At 32.0% G+C, this 22,839-nt stretch carries 20 protein-coding genes; 15 read left to right on the top strand and 5 right to left on the bottom strand.

The window, feature by feature from the left end:
* Positions 1–8: 8 nt before the first annotated feature.
* From C9J51_RS08635 to C9J51_RS08625, 3 genes are all read right to left on the bottom strand, one after another.
* Positions 9–1,454: an amino acid permease gene (locus C9J51_RS08635; RefSeq protein ID WP_045039578.1), complete on the bottom strand. Its 1,446-nt coding sequence runs from the start codon at positions 1,452–1,454 to the stop codon at positions 9–11.
* Positions 1,455–1,880: 426 nt separating this feature from the next.
* A complete protein-coding gene (locus tag C9J51_RS08630) occupies positions 1,881–3,185 on the bottom strand; it encodes an inosine/guanosine kinase (protein ID WP_045038257.1) in 1,305 nt (434 codons plus the stop codon).
* A gap of 296 nt (positions 3,186–3,481) precedes the next feature.
* The gene (locus tag C9J51_RS08625; RefSeq protein WP_045039577.1) at positions 3,482–4,180 is read right to left on the bottom strand and encodes a DUF2786 domain-containing protein; all 699 of its coding nucleotides are present in this window, start codon (positions 4,178–4,180) and stop codon (positions 3,482–3,484) included.
* A 604-nt stretch (positions 4,181–4,784) separates the two neighbouring features.
* On the opposite strand from C9J51_RS08625, the gene C9J51_RS08620 reads away from it, so the two are divergent.
* From C9J51_RS08620 to yghU, 13 genes are all read left to right on the top strand, one after another.
* Positions 4,785–6,032: an oligosaccharide flippase family protein gene (locus C9J51_RS08620; protein ID WP_107237891.1), complete on the top strand. Its 1,248-nt coding sequence runs from the start codon at positions 4,785–4,787 to the stop codon at positions 6,030–6,032.
* Positions 6,025–6,957 (top strand): glycosyltransferase family 2 protein, encoded by a 933-nt coding sequence (locus C9J51_RS08615; RefSeq protein ID WP_045039576.1) that lies wholly within the window; start codon positions 6,025–6,027, stop codon positions 6,955–6,957. The genes C9J51_RS08620 and C9J51_RS08615 overlap by 8 nt, the downstream gene beginning before the upstream one ends.
* A gap of 305 nt (positions 6,958–7,262) precedes the next feature.
* Positions 7,263–9,389, top strand: a complete 2,127-nt coding sequence (locus tag C9J51_RS08610; protein ID WP_170073310.1) for a polysaccharide biosynthesis tyrosine autokinase — start codon at positions 7,263–7,265, stop codon at positions 9,387–9,389.
* Between the two features lie 30 nt (positions 9,390–9,419).
* On the top strand, positions 9,420–10,523 hold the full coding sequence (locus C9J51_RS08605; protein WP_170073309.1) for an EpsG family protein: 1,104 nt from the start codon (positions 9,420–9,422) through the stop codon (positions 10,521–10,523).
* 1 nt (position 10,524) lies between these two features.
* On the top strand, positions 10,525–11,328 hold the full coding sequence (locus tag C9J51_RS08600) for a glycosyltransferase family 2 protein (RefSeq protein ID WP_107237894.1): 804 nt from the start codon (positions 10,525–10,527) through the stop codon (positions 11,326–11,328).
* Positions 11,328–12,416 (top strand): glycosyltransferase family 4 protein, encoded by a 1,089-nt coding sequence (locus tag C9J51_RS08595; protein ID WP_045039574.1) that lies wholly within the window; start codon positions 11,328–11,330, stop codon positions 12,414–12,416. Before C9J51_RS08600 ends, C9J51_RS08595 begins: the two co-directional genes overlap by 1 nt.
* Positions 12,406–13,515 (top strand): glycosyltransferase, encoded by a 1,110-nt coding sequence (locus tag C9J51_RS08590; protein ID WP_052667849.1) that lies wholly within the window; start codon positions 12,406–12,408, stop codon positions 13,513–13,515. Before C9J51_RS08595 ends, C9J51_RS08590 begins: the two co-directional genes overlap by 11 nt.
* Position 13,516: 1 nt before the next feature.
* Positions 13,517–14,587, top strand: a complete 1,071-nt coding sequence (locus C9J51_RS08585; RefSeq protein WP_107237895.1) for a glycosyltransferase — start codon at positions 13,517–13,519, stop codon at positions 14,585–14,587.
* A 448-nt stretch (positions 14,588–15,035) separates the two neighbouring features.
* A complete protein-coding gene (locus tag C9J51_RS08580; protein WP_107274964.1) occupies positions 15,036–17,657 on the top strand; it encodes a phage tail-collar fiber domain-containing protein in 2,622 nt (873 codons plus the stop codon).
* A gap of 268 nt (positions 17,658–17,925) precedes the next feature.
* Entirely contained in the window at positions 17,926–18,063 is a 138-nt protein-coding gene (locus tag C9J51_RS08575; protein WP_045038041.1) for a zinc ribbon-containing protein, read from the top strand.
* A 2-nt stretch (positions 18,064–18,065) separates the two neighbouring features.
* A complete protein-coding gene (locus C9J51_RS08570; protein ID WP_107237897.1) occupies positions 18,066–18,293 on the top strand; it encodes a DUF2188 domain-containing protein in 228 nt (75 codons plus the stop codon).
* Positions 18,294–18,684: 391 nt separating this feature from the next.
* Positions 18,685–19,359: a haloacid dehalogenase type II gene (locus tag C9J51_RS08565; protein ID WP_045039569.1), complete on the top strand. Its 675-nt coding sequence runs from the start codon at positions 18,685–18,687 to the stop codon at positions 19,357–19,359.
* Positions 19,360–19,409: 50 nt separating this feature from the next.
* Positions 19,410–20,267 (top strand): glutathione-dependent disulfide-bond oxidoreductase, encoded by an 858-nt coding sequence (gene yghU / locus C9J51_RS08560; protein ID WP_045039568.1) that lies wholly within the window; start codon positions 19,410–19,412, stop codon positions 20,265–20,267.
* 101 nt (positions 20,268–20,368) lie between these two features.
* Here the strand turns inward: yghU and C9J51_RS08555 are convergent, their stop codons facing one another.
* On the bottom strand, positions 20,369–20,749 hold the full coding sequence (locus tag C9J51_RS08555) for a DUF4156 domain-containing protein (RefSeq protein WP_045039567.1): 381 nt from the start codon (positions 20,747–20,749) through the stop codon (positions 20,369–20,371).
* A gap of 182 nt (positions 20,750–20,931) precedes the next feature.
* Complete coding sequence (locus C9J51_RS08550; protein ID WP_045038037.1) at positions 20,932–21,234, bottom strand: DUF3861 domain-containing protein; 303 nt, start codon at positions 21,232–21,234, stop codon at positions 20,932–20,934.
* Positions 21,235–21,342: 108 nt separating this feature from the next.
* Here C9J51_RS08550 and C9J51_RS08545 point away from each other — a divergent pair, with 108 nt between their 5' ends.
* Entirely contained in the window at positions 21,343–21,771 is a 429-nt protein-coding gene (locus tag C9J51_RS08545) for a MarR family winged helix-turn-helix transcriptional regulator (RefSeq protein WP_045039566.1), read from the top strand.
* 65 nt (positions 21,772–21,836) lie between these two features.
* Positions 21,837–22,796 carry a hypothetical protein gene (locus C9J51_RS08540; protein WP_045039565.1) on the top strand — a complete coding sequence of 320 codons (960 nt, stop codon included), beginning with the start codon at positions 21,837–21,839 and terminating at the stop codon, positions 22,794–22,796.
* Positions 22,797–22,839: the final 43 nt, after the last annotated feature.

Below are 22,839 nucleotides of genomic sequence, written 5' to 3'. Positions count from 1 at the left end.
ATTACTCATTAGTGAGTTTGAGTTACTGTTTTATTTTTTGTTGATGTTGATGTTGATGTTGATGTTTTAGCCGCTTTTTTCTCAAAGCGAGAGATCCACAAGTAAGCTAATCCTGCAAATACGGCAGTCATGAATACATTGATAAAGAAAGCCTTAACAAGATCAACACCAGGAGGGAAAGCAGACGCTGTCATACTGACCATAAAGATAACAATCAATACTGATACCATGCCCATACCAAACCGTCGCGAGCCCATGCGGAAATTACGTGGAGTATTATCATGCTTAAGGCGGAATACAAAGTAAGCCACCATAATAAAGATTGGCGGTAACATTGCTGTACCCGCGGTTAAGTTAATTGCGGTACTCATCATTTCTTGTACAGATTCAGAACCGAATCCGTTAGCGATTAGCATCACTAATACAAATCCAAACTGCCACCATGCAGCACGAACAGGTACACCATGTTCATTTAGCTGAGTTGTTTTCTCTCCGTAAACACCTTTAGGAATTTCAGAGAAGTGGATTTTAACCGGTGCCGCTGTCCACATCATCATTGCACCAAACATGGCAATAAACAGTATTACGCCAACAAAACGTCCGACTAACGGTGCTGAAAGGTTAAAATAGTGCGCCATACCTGTAAAGATCTCAACCATGCCACCAGAGTAAGAGAGATCACCACGTGCAACAAATACGTTAACCAATAACGAGCCAATCGCATACATGCTACCAATGATCACACCAGCGGTAATGATTACTTTAATAAACGATTTCTGGCCGCCTTTAACATCATTCAAATAAGCGGCGGCTGTTTCTGCGCCACCAGCAGCTTGGAAAATCCAACACATAATACCTAAAGTTGCCCAGTTAATGGTTGGCGTCATAGCTTCTAATGTGATCGGCTCTGCTGGTGGCGTGTCACCATTTAATGCCATTAAGGCACCAATAACATAAACAGCAAAGAGAGCGAAAACACCATAAGCAACAATTTCTGAAATTTTACCTAACCACGATGCACCCTTGGTTGAGATATGCGTCGCTGCGGCAAATAATACAATTGAAATCATTGACGTTACCATTGGTGAGAATGCATATTCATAACCGAGCATCGCATACGAAGCATAAGCAATAACGTTAGGTAACAATGAGATAAACCAGAATAGATTCACAAACCAGTATAAGAACGAGCCCATATAAGCGGCTTTTGTACCTAGTGGTTTTTTGATCCAATCATACATACCTGATTCAGAGTTCTTATTCGCAGAGACAAATTCAGCAATAATGAAAACAAAAGGAATGAAATAAACCAATGTGGCAAAAAGAAAAATGGGGGCTGAGCTTAGCCCTAATTCAATGTTGTTGTTAACGATATTACGGACATTGAAGACTGCTGCAAATGTCATCGACAGTAGAGCAAATTTTCCAATCGTACCGCGCATAGATTCAGACATGATGTCCTCCGTGGTTCAGATCGATGATAACTCAGACAGAAAGCGAAAGTATTACCAAAAGATGTGAGAAATAAATGACCAACTCAAAGCTCTAAAGCAACTGAGTCAGTTAACATGGAGTGAATTTTAGTAAAACTTTTACTAAAATATAGTAATGAAAACGTTTTCCTTTAACTTGGTCACAGTTTGTTGTCCATTGGGTGTCGACAATGTGATCTTAGTTAATAGTTGTTATTGGATTATAAATCATGCAAGAAAATGCATTAAAATGATGATTATTAGGTGTGTTTTTATATTTGTTGTTTTATTTCAAGTTATTAGAATGACGGTGATGAATCATTGAGGAGGCATTATGCGTGGTAAAATGGAGATAATAAAAAAGAGCGACAAATCGCTCTTTTTTGAAAAATAGTAATCTAGTCGTGATTAACGTTCCCAGTATGCTTCTTCAAGACAATCTTCATGTTCAGGTAAACCATGAGAAAGGCGAGGAGCATGCTGAGTTAGCACTTCATAACTTACGCGGTTTGAATATTGGCAAATTTGTGAGAATGAAGAATACGACAAGAATTGTGCAATATGTTTAGCAGAGTTGGGTACATTGATTTTATGGAAACGGTTCGCTGACATATCATGTAGCAGAGCAGATAGTGCTGCATCACCTGCACCATTGGTATTTTTTATCTCCATCGGGCCGCCAAGATAAGGGGAGATGTGAGAGTAAACACGGACAGGGTTGACGCAATCAGCTTTTGCCATTGGACGACTGAATTCATATTTATTAAATTCAGGAATACGGCCAGGTAATAGTGGCAGTGTTGATTCGCGTTTTAGCTCGTCATCAGTGTAACCCGCCATGTAAAGACCAGCAGGGCCCGCAGTACACAATACCATATCAACCCATTCTAGTGCTTTATCAGCAGCCATTAGTGGATCTTTTTCGCCAGTTAGTGCTTCGGCTTCTTCTTCGTTCATTGCGATACAAGTTACGTGTTCTTTGATGAATTCAATCCACCATTCACGCTTATCTTCAATTACGTATTTAGTGCCAAGCGTTAGTACAACCGGTACATTATTCTTTTTTGCAAATTCAATCGCTTTAAGTGCAGCATCTTTCATTGGGTCGGTTGGTTTACCGCGAACCAAATAAGAAGAAAGAACTAATGCAGAAGCTTGCTTAAATGCACATTCAGGAATGCTATCAGGGCTGAGTTGGTTCATTTGACCTTCATTGATAGCAAACGTACGTTCACCATCTTTGGTAATCAATGTGTAGCAACGACCAATAGGACCACAAACAGGCTGAAGGTAATCAAGATCAATACGACTAGAAGTATTGCAAAGGTAGCGGTAAGCGTAAGATCCAATTTTAAGATCTTTACTCATCACACCCAATAAGATGGATTTATCATCAGCAAGAACAGAGTAATTATGTAACGTATTACCAATGGTATCGCCAGGGTATTCATGGCTGATTAGTTTACGTTCTTTTAATTCTTGATATAGCAGTTCTGCTTTATCTTCATCAAGAACTAAAGAATGGCCTTTACTTAGAGCATGTCTGGCTAAGAAGTCATCATCTACACGGGCTTCAATATCAACAATCGTTTGACCTACGCCAACAAGATGTGATTTAGCTAATGGGTTTTCTTGTTGAATTTGAACAACCAATGGATCGCGAGCATTGACGGGGAAGTAATGCTTTGACTTACGTTGACCAGGAAATTTCATGTCTAAAGGCTATAGAAATAAGGGATTTTGATTCATTCTATCATAAAAATGAGAGATAAATCCCACTTCTTTGATGTTCTTACATTGAAACTGATTCTTTTGCTGATTTTTTAAACGACTTGTTCAAAAAGCTACGGTTAGATGCTAATAACGTAAGTTTGATGGTGCTTTTATTGTTCAATTGGTATGTTTAACTATAAATAAGTTAGACGTTCTTTATTGCTATAACTGGTTACGGAAAGAGATAGTTATAAAAAAAGCCGCAAAAGCGACTTTTTTGTTCAGAAACGATAAATTTAGTTTAAGCGTTTAAGTTCTTGTTGAGCACTTGTACCACCAACAGGACGACTTACAGAGATAGAACGGCCTTTTTTCATGCCTTTTTCATAATCATCAGTGAGCGCTTTCATCGCTTCTTGAAGTTGTTTCTTGAACGTTTCACGATCTAAATTCTCAAACTGCTTATCGATATAGTTCGCCATGCGTTGGTCATGATCATCATCAGTATTTAATACGGGCAGTTTTTCTAATGCGCCTTCAAGCCAGCCTGCTAGAAATGATGATACACGACGGGTTACTTCTGATGTACTGGTACCGGTACCCGCAAAACTATTACGAAATTGACCTGTCTGCTGGTTCATCTCTCGGTAAACAATATCAAATGCAAATGCAGCAAAAATTGCCCGTTCAGCAGCACCAATAAACTCCGCTTGTTTTAAGCCTTTGTAATTAGTAAGAACACACTCAACCCCAAAACGACGATTAATACCACGAATGATTTTTAGAATTTGAGAGCTAATATCCGTGGGTAATAATGTTTTTGACTTGGTTTTGCCCATCTTAATAAATTCAATATCGTCTTGTTCTAGACCATATTTGAGCATGAGGCGGTGAGCCATACGAATGGCTTGGGCTGCTTCGTTCACATTTGCTGAATTACCCAACTCAAGGCATTTTGCAATTTTCTTGAGGGCCTTTCGCTTCTGTTCTGACATTAAACATTCTCATGACTAAAAGAGGGCACATATTTTACCGCTTTATGGCCTCATACTACAAGTACGTAATTGCGATAATGGTGCGAATTGCCGTGAATTACGATAGGAGATTGATATGTTAGTTAGAAAGATCCTGCTTGAAGTGTAAAAATAGGTTCTTTGAGATTATTTTCCACGTATCGTAATTTTATATTTAAAACAAAAATTATGATTGTTATTATATTATTTAAATATTTATGAGATGAAGTTTTTGGAATTAATTGGTAATAGATGTTTTATTTAGATATATAATTGACGGTGATTATAATAAAGGATTTAAATATAATTTTTAATTATACTTAATAAGTAAAATTTTATAACTAATACGTATTTTTAAATTTAAAATAAGTATCAATAACTTGAAGGGAAGCTCTCTGGCTGATAGAATAGCTATTTTTATGATTCAGTTTGTTATCTAATTAATAATGTATTTAACATACTAATATTTTATAAAAGTATATATTTTTTAATACTAAGTATCATTAATATAGTAAGTAAAAAATTAGTTATGCAGTTATGTGTTTAATGAATATTTCTGGATTTTATTTTATAAAGTAGTGATTTTATGTTAAAAAGTATGATTTCTTTGTTATTTGTTCAAGGGAGTAATTATTTAATACCACTGTTAACATTACCATATTTAAGCCGAGTTTTAGGTATAGAAGGGTTTGGTAAATATGGTTTAACCTTATCAACAATACAATATTTTGTAATGATAGTTGATTTTGGCTTTAATTTATCAGCAACAAAAAAAATAGCAGAGATTCAAAACGATAAAAAAAAATTGTCGATTGTTTTTTATGAAACAATGATTGCAAAAATAACATTATGTTTAGTATCTATACTGGCAATTGTTGTCTTAGTATCATCTAATGTTAACCATATATTTTCTTCAACATTATATTATTCGATACTAATGTTAGTAGGAACTGTTCTATTACCAATGTGGTTTTTTCAAGGAATAGAAAAAATACCCGTAATTTCTTTTTTAATGGTGGTTACTAAATTATTATCATTACCTCTGTTTTTTATTTATGTAAAAGATAATTCAGATATTGGTATTGCTATTCTTATTCAATCATCAACAAACTTTATTGTTGGATTTTTCGCAATAATTTATATTGTTAAAAATAAGTTATTAGTATCGGTTAAATATAAAGAGCTATCAATTTATAAATCAATCCATGAAGCATCACCAATATTCTTAGCATCTTTTGCAATAAGCTTATATACAATGAGTACAACTATTATTATAAGTCTATCTTCTAGTATTACAGAGGTTGGCTTATTTTCTGCAGCGGATCGATTAAGAGGTGCTGTACTTGGTGTTTTCTTCATTATGGGGAATGTGATTTATCCTCGAGTTAATAAGTTATTAATGAGTGATACTCGAGAAGCTTATCGAGTAATAAAAATGACTTTTGTCATTCAAGGCATTTTGTCGATAGCAATTATCTTATTCATATTTGCTTTTAATAAAGAAATTGTATCTATTTTTTATAGTTCGGAATATAAAAGTGCAGGTGGAGTATTAATGATACTTTCATTTACAATATTATTAACCCTTGAATCAACTGTATTGGGTAATTATATATTATTACCTCATGGATATAAGAGAGAGTATACGATATTACCAATGATCGTTGCTGTTATTCACGTTCCATTATGTTATTACTTATCTCATAAATATGGTGCTATTGGTGGTGCTGCTTCAATTGTTTTTGTTGAATTATTAAGTTTTATAATACTATTAATAGTAGTAGCTAGAAAAAATCTTTTACGTAAAATATTTATTGGAGGCGAATATGCCTAAATTATTGTCAATAATTATTCCTGTATACAATGTTGAATTATATTTAGATGAATGTTTAAAATCCGTTTTTGATCAAATCAATGATGATGTTGAAGTCATTTTGATTAATGATGGATCTACAGATAGATCAAATGAGATAATAGAAAAATATAATAATGAATATCAATTCAAATATATTAATCAAGTTAATCAAGGTATATCAGCCACTCGAAATATAGGCTTGAAGGAGTCATCTTCAAAATATATTACTTTTTTAGATTCTGATGATATTTTAGCTAATGGAATTATTGATAAGATAATAGCAGAAATAAAAACATCTAAAATTGATCTCTATAAATTTAAATATAAAAAGTTTATAGATGGTGAAGATATAGATAAATCAACTTTACCATCAGGCAATGATGTTTTTATTAGTCGGAATGATATTGCAGAAGAAACTGATTTTTATTGCTGGCAGTATGTATTCAAACATTCATTATTTGAAGGGATCAGTTTTGATTGTGGTCGATGTTTTGAAGACCAATTAGTTATACCTTTAGTTATATATAAAGCATCAACATGTAAATTGATAGATAGTATAATTGTTTATTATCGAATGCGAAATTTTAGCATAACGAATACTGTTGAACTGTCTCATGTTGATGATGCTTTATTTGGGTTGAATCGATATTCAAAAAAATATAGCGAAGACAAAATTTATTTCTCCAAAATTTTAGCTGAGCAATACATATCATTTTTATCTAAATGTGCTAGGGCTGATCATTTAGATCATTTAAATGTAATAAAGACAATAGAAAAAGCTAATAAATTAATTTCTATACAAATGATGATAAATTCAAAGAATATAAAAGCAATAATATTTAGAGTGCTAAATAAAATGGTTTTTTATCGGTTACGAATAGTGACGAAGAAAGATTATTGTTAATATTGAATTAATAGTATTATAAAGCACGGGCTATATAATTAATATTATTATGAATTAACCTTTAATTATCTATATTTGATATGTATGGTTTTTATGACATTAAAGTATATTGAAATGTACTATAGTGGATATTAAGGATTGTAATCATGATATTTTATCGTTATTATGTATAAAGAAGGTCGTACTTAATTTGTTTTAGTTATATTTTTAAATGTAATTAATAGCTTTTGTTTTATAATGAAAATATATCCATTATTAATATAATGGATATTTAGGTTGTTATGGTTGTTATGGTTATGCCTGATATGAAAAACACTGCAATAATTGATAAAGATGAAATAGATATTTTTGAGTATATTAAAATAATCAAAGATAATCGTTGGTTTATTATATTATGTATGGCTATTTTTATTGTTGTGGGTGTTTGTTATGTAAGATTGTCTACACCTGTTTATCAGGCAAATGTTATATTTAAAATTGATAGTGATAAATCTAGAATAAGTAATTTAGGCCAAAATATTGCTAATTTATTTTCATTATCATCAAGTACTACTATTGAAAGTGAGATTATTAAATCACGTGGTTTTTTGCGTAGAACTATAGATGATTTAAATTTAACAATAGTTGTGACACCACAAAAAACATCGTTTTTTAATTCGATTGTGGCTGGATTGTCTCGAGATCCCAAAGTTATAACTATTGATAAATTAGTAACAATAAAAAATGAGAATGAACATTTTAAACTAGTTGTTACTAATGAAAAATTAGGTCGCTATACATTAACTAATATGGCAACTAATACGAAATCAAATGGTGAAGTTGGGAAGTTAGAAAGAAATTCCGATTCAACTATTTTGGTTTCATCAATTAACGCGAAGAACGGTGATGTTTTTAATATCAATATAATTGATGGCTATCAAGCTGCCATTAATTTACAAAGTAGATTACAGATAAAAGAAATAGGTAAGAGTAGTATTGGTGGTACTGGTATACTTGAAATATCATTAACAGGAACGAATAAAAATAAAATTCAACATATTTTAGCTAATATTAGTGATAACTATTTATTATTTAATAAAAAACGCTATGCATTAGAAGCAGAACGTAGTTTGGCTTTTCTTCATGCGGAAATACCAATAGTAAAGAAACGTTTAATTTTATCTGAAAATAAGCTTGAAAAATACCGTGAAAGTAATGGATCAGTTGATCTTAGTATAGAGTCAAAATTAGCTCTAGGTTCATTAACAAATATTGAAACTCAGTTAAATGAGTTAGTGTATGAAGAGAGTAATATCGCAACAAAATACACTAAAAAACATCCGATTTATATTGCTTTGATAAATAAGCGTAAAATACTATTAACTGAAAAATTAAGACTTAGTAAGAAGATTGATAAATTTCCAACAACTCAACGTGAAATATTACGATTAACTCGAGTTGTTAAGTCTGATTCTCAAATTTATAACCAATTAAAACAAAAAGAGCAAGAATTAAGTGTTGTTAAGCAAACAGCGATAGGTACAGTAACTATATTAGATAGTGCGCATAGTTTTTCTCAGCCAATAAAGCCTAAAAAAACGCTTATTGTTATTATGTTTACATTCTTGGGATTTATTATATCAACAGTTATTGTGTTTTTAAGATATATGATGATAAAGGGTATTATATCTACTAATGAAATTAATGATCTTGGTTTTGAAATATATGGAAATATTCCATATTCAAAAAATCAAAAAAAGATAGTTAAAAATAAGAAAAATGAAGGTACTAATTTATTAGCAATTAGGCATCATGATGATATTGCTATTGAAGCTTTACGATTATTGCGAACTAATATTTATTTTTTACAGAAAAAAATGGATGCGAAAATTGTAATGTTATGTAGTCCTGATATCGGTGCTGGTAAATCATTTATAACTACGAATTTAGCTACCTTATTTGCAAAATCAGGAAAAAAAGTATTAGTTATTGATGCTAATATGAAAAATGGATCTATAGCCAATCTTTTTTCAATAAAAGCTACACTTGGATTAAGTGATTATTTAAAAGGGGATATCACAGTAGACACAATTATAACATCAAGTCAATTGGTTAATAATCTTGATGTTATTTGTTGTGGTAGTTTTGTTGATAACTCATCTGAATTGTTAATGACACCTAAACTTGAATCTTTAATGACTAAAGTATCATCTGATTACGATATAGTTATTGTTGATACTCCAGCAAGTTTAGCTATGTCAGATAGTGTGCTTATTAGTGAATATTGTAAATTACGTTTGGTTGTTGGTTATTTTAGTAAAACATCTCAAAAAGAGATCATGACTTTGAAAAAAATATTTTTAAAAAATGATATAGATATTACAGGATTCATTGTTAATGGTATTGATCAAAAGTCTAGTATTAATTGTGAATTCTCACATTATACGAAATAATTAACATTATTAATATTAATGATTTCTAATATGTATCAGTTCGATTATATTTATGATGTTATACCATTTTTAATAATTACATTATTAAGTATTTCTTGTATCAATAAAAAGGCAAATGGAATTTGTCTTTTTATTGCTGCTATTGTTGTTTATGGTATTGTTTCGTCTAGAGGGCTAGGTGTTGATCGTGATGCATTAGTATATCATTCTGTATTTAACGTTGTTCGTAATATACCTTTTGGCGAAATATCGAAATATTCATCTGTGATAGGACAGGAAGTAGGTTTCTTATCTCTAGAAAAACTTGCTAGTATTTGTGGTTTAGATTTTTTTGAGTTTAGATTTGTATTTAATCTTTTATGTTTAATTGCTTTACTTTATATAATATTCGAGTATATCCCTGGTAAATTTAGAATAATATCATATTTTATATATGTATCTATGTTTTTATTATTCAGAGACTTTACTCAAATTAGATTGTGTTTTGCATGTTTATTATCTGCAATATCAATACTAAAAATGTTAGATAATAAGCCATATAAAAGCTTTCTTTTATTTTATATTGCTGTGTTGTTCCATAATACATCATTAATTGTATTTGGTGTTTTATTGGTTGTACGATTTGTTAATGAAAAAACATTGTACAATATTAAGTTTGCATTATTTGTTATTTCTATTTGCGCTTTTTTATCGATATTAAAGCCTGCGAATTATTTAATAACTTTACCATTTATGCCATCTCAATTAACACGATACCAGGGGACTAACGATTTAAATGGTGCAACATTAGGCGTGAATTTCATTTTCTCTATCGTTTTGGCTGTTTTATTAGCTTTTTATTACAATAGGAAAGAAAGGAGAAATATTGGTTATAAATATCTTTATATATCAATGTTAGGGTCAACTTGCATCGCATTAGTATTTAATGGTGTCCCTATATTAATGAGAATGCAATTACTATGTTTTACTGGATTTATTTTTTTTCCGGCAATTTTATATGATATTTTTATGAAAAAGTCGTTGCTTGGAAACTATATATTTCAATTAGCAATTGCTGTTGTATTTGTTCTTAATTTTTATAAGAACTTATCCTCAGGCATTGTCTATGCTTATGTACCTTTTTGGATAAGATAAAATGTTAACAATATTTACTCCAACGTTTAATCGAGATGCTCATTTGATTAAATGTTATAACAGTTTATTAACGCAAAGTTATCGTGATTTTGAGTGGCTGATTGTTGATGATGGTTCAACTGATTCTACAAAAAAAGTCGTTGAAGCATTTCAGGAAGAAAACAAGATAACAATTAGATATATCTATCAGGAAAACGCAGGTAAACAATCAGCTTGGAATCGTGCTGTATTAAATGCTAATGGAAAGTATTTTATAGGTGTTGATTCTGATGATGCGTTAATTGAAGATTCTTTAGCATTGTTTTTTGAAAAATATATTCCAATGATTGAAAACAATGATGAAGTTATCGGAATTCGGGCTTTATCTAAACGCGAATCATCACAAACAGCAGATAGTACTTATTCTATTGATAATGAATATTCTATTAATTCATGGTTTGATGAGTTTGGTAGTCGAATTATTGGAGAGAGAATTGATATTTTCAAAACGAATATTTTAAAGGACTATCTATATCCTGTGAACGATAAGATTAAATTTGTTCCTGAAATCTGGTTTTATTCAACAATATCAACGAAATATAAGTTTTTATATGTTAATAAATTTTTGGGTTTTTTCTTTGATGATCACGGTGATAATAGATTGAGTCGTTCTGCTTTAGAGAAACATGCGAAAGGGCATTTAATTTCTCGTTCAGCGATGTTAAAAAAAATTCCTCTTCGTTGTTTTTTAAGTAATCCAGTAGCATTAGCTAAAACGATTATTCGATGGATTCAAGCTTCATATTTTGTTATTAAGAATAAGTGATGAAAAAAATTGTTTTTTTTACCGGTTCATTGAACCGTACTGGTGGTACAGAAAGAGTTGCTGCCATTATTGCTAATCAATTGTCTGAAAAGGGTTTTTCAGTGCAATTTTTAAGCTTATATGATGGGGAGCATTCTGCATTCCCACTAAATGACGATATTAAAAAAGATACCTTATTTGAATATAAATTGGTATTCAAAAAACATTACCATAAGGTAATTGCTAAATTAAGAAAATATATTAAGTCAAATGATATTGATATACTAATTAATATTGAGTCTATGTTGGCCTTGTATTCAGTTCCTGCTTGTTTGGGAATAAATATAAGGAATATTTGCTGGGAACATTTCAATTTTAATGTTGATCTAGGATTGAAACTTAGAAAGATATCTCGACAACTTGCAGCATTTTGTTGTGATGATGTTATTACATTAACTGAAACAGATAAAAAGCTTTGGTTAAAGAATGCTCGTTGCCGCGCTAATATTACGGCAATTTCAAATCCAGCATCTTTTGAATTAAGTCTCCCTCGACAATCGGTAAAGTCGAAAATTGCAATTTCAGCAGGACGTTTAACTTATCAAAAAGGATTTGATTTTTTATTAGATGCTTGGGCTTTAGTTATTAAGCAACGACAAGACTGGAAGTTACGTATTGTCGGTAGTGGCGAAGACGAGGCAGCATTAAAAGCACAAGCAGAAAAGCTTGGTTTAACTAATCATATCGAATGGATTTCTCATGTAAGTGACATGAAAGAGCAGTATCAGTTAGCTGATTTGTATGTCATGAGTTCTCGTTTTGAGGGGTTACCAATGGTGTTATTAGAAGCTATCTCTTCTGGTTTACCTTTGGTTTCTTTTGATTGTAAAACGGGTCCGAAAGAAATTATTGATTCAACGTGTGGTTGGTTAGCAAAAGATGGTGATATTTCATCATTAGCAGAGAAAATATTAATAGCATTTACAGTTTTTGATAATGATTCAGAGTATGCAAAATATAGTCAAGCTGCTATTAATAAATGCCGTTCAGAATTTGCTATTGAACCTATTATAAATCTATGGATGAAGTTATTAAATAATGAAAAATAAAATTTGTTTTATTACAACAGACTTAGGTATGGGGGGAGCTGAACGACAGATATGCGATTTAGCTGATGAGTTATGTGATTTGGGTAATCAAATTATGATAATTTCATTAACAGGAAAACAAGATGTTAAACCTAAAAATCCTGATATTGAAATTGTCGATCTCGGCATGGAAAAAACATTTTTAGGCCTACTCAAAGCGCTTTACTCTTGTCATTTTGTAGTGAAAAAATTTGCTCCGAATGTGGTTCATAGCCACATGATTCACGGTAATATGTTTGCTCGACTATTAAGATTGTTCACGAAAATGCCAAGATTAGTATGTACTGCTCATAATACAAATGAAGGCGGTAAAGGGCGAATCCTAGCATATAAATATACAAATTTTTTAGCTGATATTAATACAAATGTTAGCGATGAAGCAGTAGAAGCTTTTGTAAAATCTGGTGCGGTAAAAGAAAATCAAATGATTACTGTTGGTAATGGATTTGATGATAAAAAATTTGTTTTTTCACAGCAAGCAAGAACATTAAAACGTCAAGAATTAGGTATTGATGATGATACGTTTCTATATTTAGCTGTTGGACGATTAGAAGAACAGAAAGATTATCCTAATATGTTAAATGCAATGGTTATTGTTGTAAAACATGCCGTTGAACAGGGTAAAAAAATTAAGCTTGCTATTATTGGACAAAGTTATCTTGAGCAAGAATTAAAACAATTAACGAAAACACTAGGTTTAGATGATTTTGTAACATTCCTTGGCTTACAACGTGATGTTGAATGTTGGCTTTCTGCTGCTGACTGTTTTGTCTTGTCATCAGAATATGAAGGTTTTTGTTTGGTTACGGCTGAAGCATTATTAACGCAGTGTTTAGTTGTTGCTACTGATTGTGGTGGAGTAAAAGAAGGTGTTGGTGATGGCGGTTTTGTTGTCCCACCTCAAAATTCTAAAGCTTTAGCTGATGCGATGATAACTGCATTAACTATACCAAAAGAAGAAAAAGACAAATTAATAAAAAAAGGAAGAGATAGAATTATTAATCATTATTCTATTTCGGCGATTACAAAAACATGGTTGAAAATATATCAGAGCAAATAAAATGAAAAAAATATTGATTCTACATAATTCAACAAAAACAGCTTACTTATTTAGATTTAATTATATTAAATCATTAATTAGTAAAGGACATAAAGTTAAATTACTATCAGTATCTGATGATTATCTATCTGAGGAAAAATTGAAAGAAATTGGTGTTGAATTAGTATTGATAAAAAAAAGTAGACTTAGTACGTTCTTTTTATATAAAGAATTATTAACATTAGGTCGATGGGCTGATGTGATCATATCACATTTTTTAGCTTGTTCAATTTTATTATCTCCGATACTTTTTCTTTTTAGAAATAAAGTAACTGTAGTTGTTGAAGGATTAGGTACATTAGGTGAGTTAAATCATCGTTTTCTTTATTTCATCAAAAAAATCGTATCATTAATATCAGTTAAAAGAGTATTTATGAATGGCGATGAATATTCTAAACTCGGTAAAAAAGGTGATTTGGTTTTAAATGGTATTGGTATTGAATTAGAGAAATATAAAAATAATAATAATGAGATATTAAACAATAAAATCAAAATTTGTTATGTTGGTAGACTGATAAGACAGAAAGGTGTTGATGATTTATTTAAGATTATAGGTGATTTAAATCAAGAAGGATTTGAGTTTGAATTTCATTTCTTTGGCGATATATACCCATCTAATCCATCATCATTAAATGGGGAAGATATTTTAAAATTCAAAAACAAATTTAAAGAACAGGTTTTTTTTCATGGTTTTAAACAACCAATCATGCAGTATATTGATAAAATGAATGTTCTTATATTACCATCGCGAAGAGAAGGTTTTCCTGTTGTTGTCATGGAAGCAAATGCTCTGGGTATACCTGTTTTATGTTATAATGTACCAGGTTGTATTGATAGTGTTACTGATGGTATCAATGGTTTTATTTTTGAATATGGTGATTATCTTTCTATGAGTAAGAAAATTATACAGTTATCATCATTTGACAAAAACAGTTTTGAAGAATTATCGAATTCATGTGTGAAATTATCTAAAGATAATTTTGATGCCAATGATAAGAGCGCTATATTTATACGATATATTCTGGGTAACTAATTCATAAATATTTTATATTATAAATCCATTTATGAAAGAGATCTTACTTATAAGGTAATCACTGATTATTGAGTGTTATTTTTCGCTTTGTAAACTAAGATGTTAATTTAAACATATGTATAAATATTGTTGTGACGTTAAATTTATGTTTAATATTTGTGTTAATTAAAAATATCATGATAGTTAAAAATACGTAAGTTATAAATTTGGATGTATTTACTATAGTTATGTTAATAGTGACAATAACTATAGAATATATGACATTATAATTGTTAACTTATGAGTTTTATTAAAAAATAATTACAAATTATAGCACATATATTTTTATAATATATGTGCTATTTTTACATTTGCGGTTGTGAATTTTTATATTTTATATTTAATTCTTGATATATAGATTAAAGTGATTTATATATAATTATTATTTATTCTTAATAGGTATATAATCTTGAAGCAAAATAACTCTAGTCTTTCTCGGCGTTCATTTATTAAAAATTCATCAATGTTGGTCGGCGGGGTAGTTGTAGGTAGCTCTGCTTCTGCGGGGGAAGTTTATACTGTAGTAGCTAAAAAAGAGAACAATAAAAAAGATCCAGCTAATATTATTATAACAGATAGTGGTAGACTTATTTTTTCTAAACTAAGAGATAATGGGAATATAATAATATGTGATAAAATCATATTTGGTTATAAACCATATCGAAGTGATCTTCCTAATGAAAATGAAAATATTAATGACGATGAAATCGTTTATCGTGCTGATGTTACTGAACAAGCTCGTATTAATGATAATTCTGTAATATTTACGGCAATACTTTCTAATAATATTGGTGGTTTTGTATTTAATTGGGTGGGTTTATATTCTACTAAATATGATGCAATTATTGCAGTTAATTATCCTTCTGTTACTGTAAAAACAGTAAACGCTGGAGTTTTAATACAATCTATTATTTTAGATTATAAAGGGTTAGCTAAAATTACTAATATTACAAATGACCCTAAAAGTTGGCAATTTAATACAGCAAAGCGTATTGATCAAATTGATTATAATTTATCTCAAATGGTTATTGATCAAAATGGTAAAGATTGGTTTGTTGATGATAGTTTTTTAGTTACAAAAAACAAAGAGAGTGTAAAAATAAAAGCAGGTTCTGTATATTTAGATGGCATGAGAATTAAATTAAATGCAGATAAAATACTTGATTTTTTTAATGATAAATATATTTATGTAGATGTTTATTATGAAGAGTTAGATTTTGGTGAAAAAAAAGCGATATTGAACTTTAGTTCAAGTAAGCAACGAGTAGACGATTATGTAGATAGTAATGGTTATAAACATAAGATATATAATCTTTGCCATATAAATTCAGATGGTAGTTTTCGGGATTTACGACAGTTAGGGAAGACGACAAATGTTAATACTCGTCAATATTATGCACCTGATTATATAAAAAATCGCCAATGCTCATCCAGAGAAATGAATGAACTTATTCGGAAAGTACAAGCACACGGAGGTGGTGATATTATTTTAGGTGATCATGATTATGGTGTTGATGCTGTATTAAGACAAGATGATGGTTATCAAACTGGTTGGCATGTGCCGTTTACGCCAGCACAAGGTCAATCACAAACACAAGGTGTTTGTTTTATTTTAAGTTCGGGCACTAAAATTAGAGCGTTATCAAATAATATGATTATTTTGCGTGCGTCTAATAATTTTACTCGAATTTGTGGTACTGGTGCTTTTTCATCTGGTTTTCGAAATGTATTGCATATTGGTTTTATTCCGAATGATATGAATCAATCACAATTAGGATCTCAACAATTTTGTTATGTATCTACAAACATATCATTTTCAGGAGGATACTCTTGTGTTGTTTTTCAACCAGCAGCATCTATAGATGGACGTAGTTCAGGTAGTTATTATCATTCTATTGGTTTTAATTTTTACGATGTTAATTATCCAGTGTGGTTTAAACAGCCGTTATATTCAGATGATAATCTTACTACAACGACTTTTTTGGAAGGGATTAGAGGTCATCTATGCATAAGTGCTGGTAAATTTGAAGCTTGTGATGTGCACATGCAAAACTGTGCCTTTGAAGGAATGAGTGGAGAAGTAATTGATTTTATCACTTCTGGTTCATATGAGAATGTGTTTCATAACTCATTAAAAATATCAAATACAGATTTTGAAGTTTTTCAAGCCGCTACGCATGTATCTCGCTGGGGAATTATTTTAGGTCAAAATGTCAAATTTGTTAATGGTGATGTTGAAATTGATGCGACTCGATCTCCAAATGTTCAATATGGGAAGCAAGTTTTTGGTTCTTATGGCACAGTGAATATAAATACTCATGTTATTGAGCATGTGGTAGGAAAAGGAGACGATGAGAAAAAGTTATCTCATATTATGGATAACGATGGGTATCTTCAATATTCACGTAATTGCCCGGTAACCATTGATATTACTGATTATAAGTTTAATTATTCAGTATCTTTTCGAAATAAAGAAACAGTTATTGGTGGCAATTTAGCTGGAGGGGGGGAATATCGTCAAAATAATACTGAATATGGCTATATTGTTTTACCTAGTAGCTCAGAGCTAGCTAATGGTGGCTATGGTTATGGTGTTTGGATGGTGGAAGATCTTCCTGACTATAAACCTTTTTATGTTAAAGATCGTCATCACACAACTAAATATACAGTTGAGGCTGATGGTTCAGTATTAAATGCAACTGGCTCTTATGGTGTGATATCTGATCCAAGAACTAAAACAGATTTTACCGATGCTAGGGATTATACTGCGGATTTTATGAAATTGCGTATAGGTACTTATCATTCTAAGATTACTGGAAATAAACAAATTGGTTTATTAGCATCAGATTTACAAAAAGTATTTCCTTCTTTAGTTGGTAATATTGGTGATTTAACTTTAGCTAACGGTAATAAAATTCAAGATTGTTTAGTTGATAAATCAACACCATTAATATATATGCTTGTAAAGGTTGTCCAAGAACAGCAGAAAAAAATCGAACTATTAAGCGAAAAATTATTATCGGATAGATAAGGAAGAAATTATCTTCACTTTTTATTTTTAGGCCGAAATACCGCGATTATCATCAGGATTGTGGTTTTTGTCGATCCTGAAATATTTTATTTTTTTAGGGCACTATTCAATAGTAAAAGATTTGGCTGTCCAGAGTGATCTTTCCAGAGTGCTCTTATGAAGATAATTTGGAGTGACTTCGCAAAACACCGTTATTTTTAAGAGCATAATGACATTATATCCAGTAGTTTTGATGGGTATATCCTTGATTCAATATGGAGAAGATATAATGGCAACAACGGGAGAAAAACCGGGTAAAGGTGCTTATTATTGTGAAAAATGTGGTCAACGAGTTGATTTAGATGATCATACTGACACACTTCCACCTTGTCCTAAATGTGCTCATACCAAATACAAAAAAGGGTGATGATGACAAAAAAAAGTACCCATGTAATTTCAAACTCTGACGGTGGTTGGGATATTAAACAAAGTGGAGGACAAAGATCTTCAGGTCATTTTGAGACGAAGCAAGAAGCTGTCGATCGTGCAAGAACGATTAGTTTGAATCAAGAATCAGAATTAGTGATTCATAATAAAGACGGTAAAATTGCAGAAAAAGATAGTCACGGAAATGATCCATATCCACCCAAGGGGTAAATCATATTAATATTAGTTATGACACTCGGCATTATTATGTCGAGTGTTTTTTGGTTTAGAACCTGATATTTAAGGATATTCGTGTAGTTATAGCGATATATTTAATAGGGATTGATTGTAAATATGTTAGACGTGTCATTTTCTAAGTGTCGAGTAGTCAAAAAATATAAGGCTGATATCTAACGCGTCAATACGGTGATCTATTATAAAATAGAATATATCGCACATCAGGGATGCTGCGCAGTAAAATCTGTCACTTTGCTTTTAGAATATATCATCTAATTAATCGGTATATAGAATATTGGACAAGTTGAATTATCAATGTTAAGTATAGTTACTCTACGATAAGGATATCGTTTATGCGTTTTAACTTATTGTAAAGAGTAATTATATGAACAAGAAAGTGATACTTTTTGATATAAATGAGACGGTTTTAAATTTAGGGGCTTTAAAGCCAATATTTAAGGCCGCTTTTGGTAGCGAAGATGCGTTGTCTCTCTGGTTTTCAAAGTTACTGCATCTTTCTACGGTCTGTATTACGACAACAGTTAAAAGCAATTTTGCAGAGCTAGCCCGTATTACTCTTGATACGGTGGCTGCTAATTATAAGATTCAATTAACAAAAGGCCAGCGAACCGAGTTACTTGGCACTTTTTCAAATTTATCGCCTTATTCTGATATAAAGCCAGCACTTAGTAAGTTGCGCCAACACGGGTTTAAAGTTGTCGTTTTATCTAATTCATCATTAACCCTCATTGCAACACAAATGGAATATGCACAATTAACTGACTATTTCGATGACATTATTTCTGTAGAAGAGACAGGAAGTTTCAAACCTGATCCTACCGTTTATAAATTTGCGGCTCAAAAATTACAACAACCGATAGACCAATTATGTTTAGTCGCAACTCATGACTGGGATACACATGGCGCTTTATCGGTAGGCTTGAATGCTGCTTATATTGATAGAACGGGTGTACCGTATAATCCGTTGTATTTAAAACCAAAAATGTATTCAAATTCAATGATGGATCTTATTGATATGATCATTGCAGATAAACAATAATGCGATCAACTCGACTATTAGTAAACAAATAACAATTGTTAGGAGTTAACATGACAAATCAATACATTCCACCTAAACAATGGCAATTTGATAATAACAATGGTGGTCAATGGGCACAGATCAATCGTCCCGTGTCAGGTGCTACACATGATAAGGCACTACCGATAGGTAAGCATCCATTGCAGCTTTATTCTATGGGGACACCCAACGGACAAAAAATAACGATCATGCTTGAAGAGTTGTTAGCGGCGGGTAAATCTGACGCTGATTATGACGCGCATTTGATTAATATTTCTGAAGGTGATCAATTCTCTTCTGGCTTTGTTGATATTAACCCTAACTCAAAAATTCCAGCATTAGTGGATCATTCACAAGGTCAAGCGGTTAATATTTTTGAGTCTGGTTCAATCTTATTTTATTTAGCTGAAAAATTTGACCTGTTCTTACCTCCGTCAATTAACGATCGTACACAAGTAATGAACTGGTTATTTTGGTTACAAGGTTCAGCACCTTATCTTGGTGGTGGTTTTGGTCATTTTTATGCTTATGCAGATGAAAAACTAGAATACCCAATTAATCGTTTTACGATGGAAGTAAAACGCCAATTAGATGTGTTAGATAAACAGCTTGCGTCTCATCAATATATTGCAGGTGATGAATACAGTATTGCGGATATCGCAATGTGGCCGTGGTATGGCAATTTAGTATTAGGCCATCTTTATAATGCGAGCGAGTTTCTTGATGTGGTAAGTTATACTCATGTTCAACGCTGGGCAACAATGATACTTAATCGCCCTGCGGTACAAAGAGGACGCATTGTTAATCGTACTTGGGGCGAAGTATGGGAACAATTGCCTGAGCGTCATGATGCTCAAGACATTACAACCGTGTTATCACAGAAACCTTAGTTAATGTTAGGGCAGTCATTACAAACAATGGCTGTCCTAAATTTAGCGGTCATAAATTCAGAATTTGGCACAAGAATGCGAAACCAATGCCTGTTATGTTGTTATTTAACAGCGGGTATTATTTCAGGTTTAACGATTGAAGTAACGACTGGTTGCTGACATAAATAAGCATTAGCAAACATGGTTACTGAAGTAGAAAAACCAAGTGGTTGATAGAGATACACGGTGTTTGCACCTAATGCAGCGGCTTTAATACGCATTTGGTTTATTGTTCCCCAGAGCATGTCTTTATCCGCATGGAACCAATAGTCATAAAAATGACCTTCTGAACCATATACAATCCCTAGGCGTTGACAATTTTCAACAGCTTTCACATCATCCCAAATAACATCAACGTTGGCTGATTCTGTAGTAGGGAAAGTAACACAACCACTTAATAACAGTGTTGAGGCTAACATTGAGCTAACCATTAGTTTTTTCATGTAAGGATCACGGATAAAATAAATATCGCGCGAGTGTATTTAAAAAAAGATCATTAGCAAGAGAATAAAATCAATATTCAGACTGCTGCAACATTAATTAATGAGTAGTTTAATATTATGCGCAATGTAGTCTCGGTATTGATATTTTTACCTCCCCAAGAAAGATATTTCAGCTGATGAAATCACTTATCGATTAATGATTGTTTAACGGTATTTTTAAGTGACTGCATAAATGTTTTAAAGTGGGGCATAAAGTCAGCAAAAAGTGGATGTTTGCGGTTCATCACCATAACCGGGCCTAATAATCGCAGAGCAACACCGACTCTTGTTGCTTGCGTTGCATCTAACTCACAGCCTTCCTTCAAGTTTTTAACGATCTTAAACAGATCTTCTCTATCTTGAAATTCAAATTGCATGGTTTGGGCAGTAGATGACGGAGACTCTACTTCTTCAATGGTAATACGATAGGTTTTTTTATTAGGCATAATTGTACTCTTATTTGAAATAAACATAAACATAGTTGATAATATCAACTATACTTAGATTTGATTGATATTGTCAACTATATAATCCTTGGACATAGCGGAAATATAATGGTTAATAACAAAACGCTAGATAATTTATTTCAATTGGTACATGCGTTAAAACGTCAATTACATGAGCATATTGAACAACTTGATCTGGATATTACACCGATGCATGTTCGAGTAATTAAGATCATTAATAAAATAACACCGTGTACCGCTATTGATATAGCAACAGTGTTAGAACGAGATAAAGCACAAATTACACGGTTAGTTAACACATTAATAGATAAAGAATTTATTACTAAGGTAGCCCATCCAACAGACAAGCGAAGTTCGTATTTATGTGTTACTGATCGTGGTATAGAGATTGTCGCCAAACTGGCGATTATTGATAATACGATGCAGGAAAAAATAACAAAAAACATTAGTCTCGATGAGATAGCGTTGTTTCAACAGTTAGCCGATAAAATGACGGATAACCTTCGTTACAAATAACCTTGTTGTTCGGTGGCAGTCTTTGCATAATACTCAACGTACTTTAACTTATAAATAGCAGATAAATGACTTCTTCATACCATAATATTGATGTGCCTTTTAATTACCGTCATACCTGCTGGTTTTGCGGTGAACCGTATTTTGATAGCCATGCTTTTATGGCTGTCCCAAATTATGATAATCAAACTTTGCCGATTATGCTGCCGTGTTGCCAAGAGTGTTTTACTTTTGCTAATGCTGTAAAGGTCAGTAGCTTAGATTTACTGCGCGACAAAGTGAAACAGCAACTGCATAAGAAATACCATAAACATCTACAAATTGGGGTTAACTGGACCAAAGAAGAACTTGAATCGTCTGAAATGGAGGGTAAAGCTCTTGAAGGTTTTCGTTTTAGTGGTTGGAAGATGTTTGAAATTGCTAAAGATCGAGTCAATTACGCGGGATGGCCAATCAACATTGATGGCTTGCCTTGCTATGATGTGACGACGACATTTCAATTTGAATTTGATGGCATAATTTATACGAGTTTAAATCACGCAGTGACTCAGTTGGCAGCGTTGTATGCTATTCCTCAGCCTTATTTAGAACAAGTGATAGAGCTGGTCGGGCGTGAAAAAATGACCTATGCCTTACGTTTTTGTAAAACGACTTATGGCTATTCACCGGCAGAGCGTGAGTCAAGTCTTGGTAGTTTACGGGCGTTATTGGCAGAAGAGCAGGCTAATACACAAGTATCACATCGTTCGACGAAAGAACTACATAAAGTCGCGTTGGCTGATATTAAACAATTGATGCTGTACCGTACCATTATTGCACCGCCTGCGATTCAATGGGCATTAGAACGCGGTATTCAAACACTAGTCGAGTTAGCGGATCACGAAGACGTATTTTTTGAGCATTTTGGTAAAGATTCAGAGTTAACTGCTTTTACCTATTTTAATGGTTTACAAATTTACTTTGAAAAACGCGAATTAGATCCCGAGTGGGCTGAAAATGATGATCCTAATCGAGCATTATTTCAGTAACAGAATCCAATAAATAAGCCCGTTGATGTGTTTATCTCTTTGA

The organism is Photobacterium iliopiscarium (genome assembly GCF_003026395.1).
Taxonomy (GTDB): domain Bacteria; phylum Pseudomonadota; class Gammaproteobacteria; order Enterobacterales; family Vibrionaceae; genus Photobacterium; species Photobacterium iliopiscarium.
Note: the sequence above shows the minus strand (reverse complement) of the source record. Positions and strands in the feature narration are given on the sequence as shown.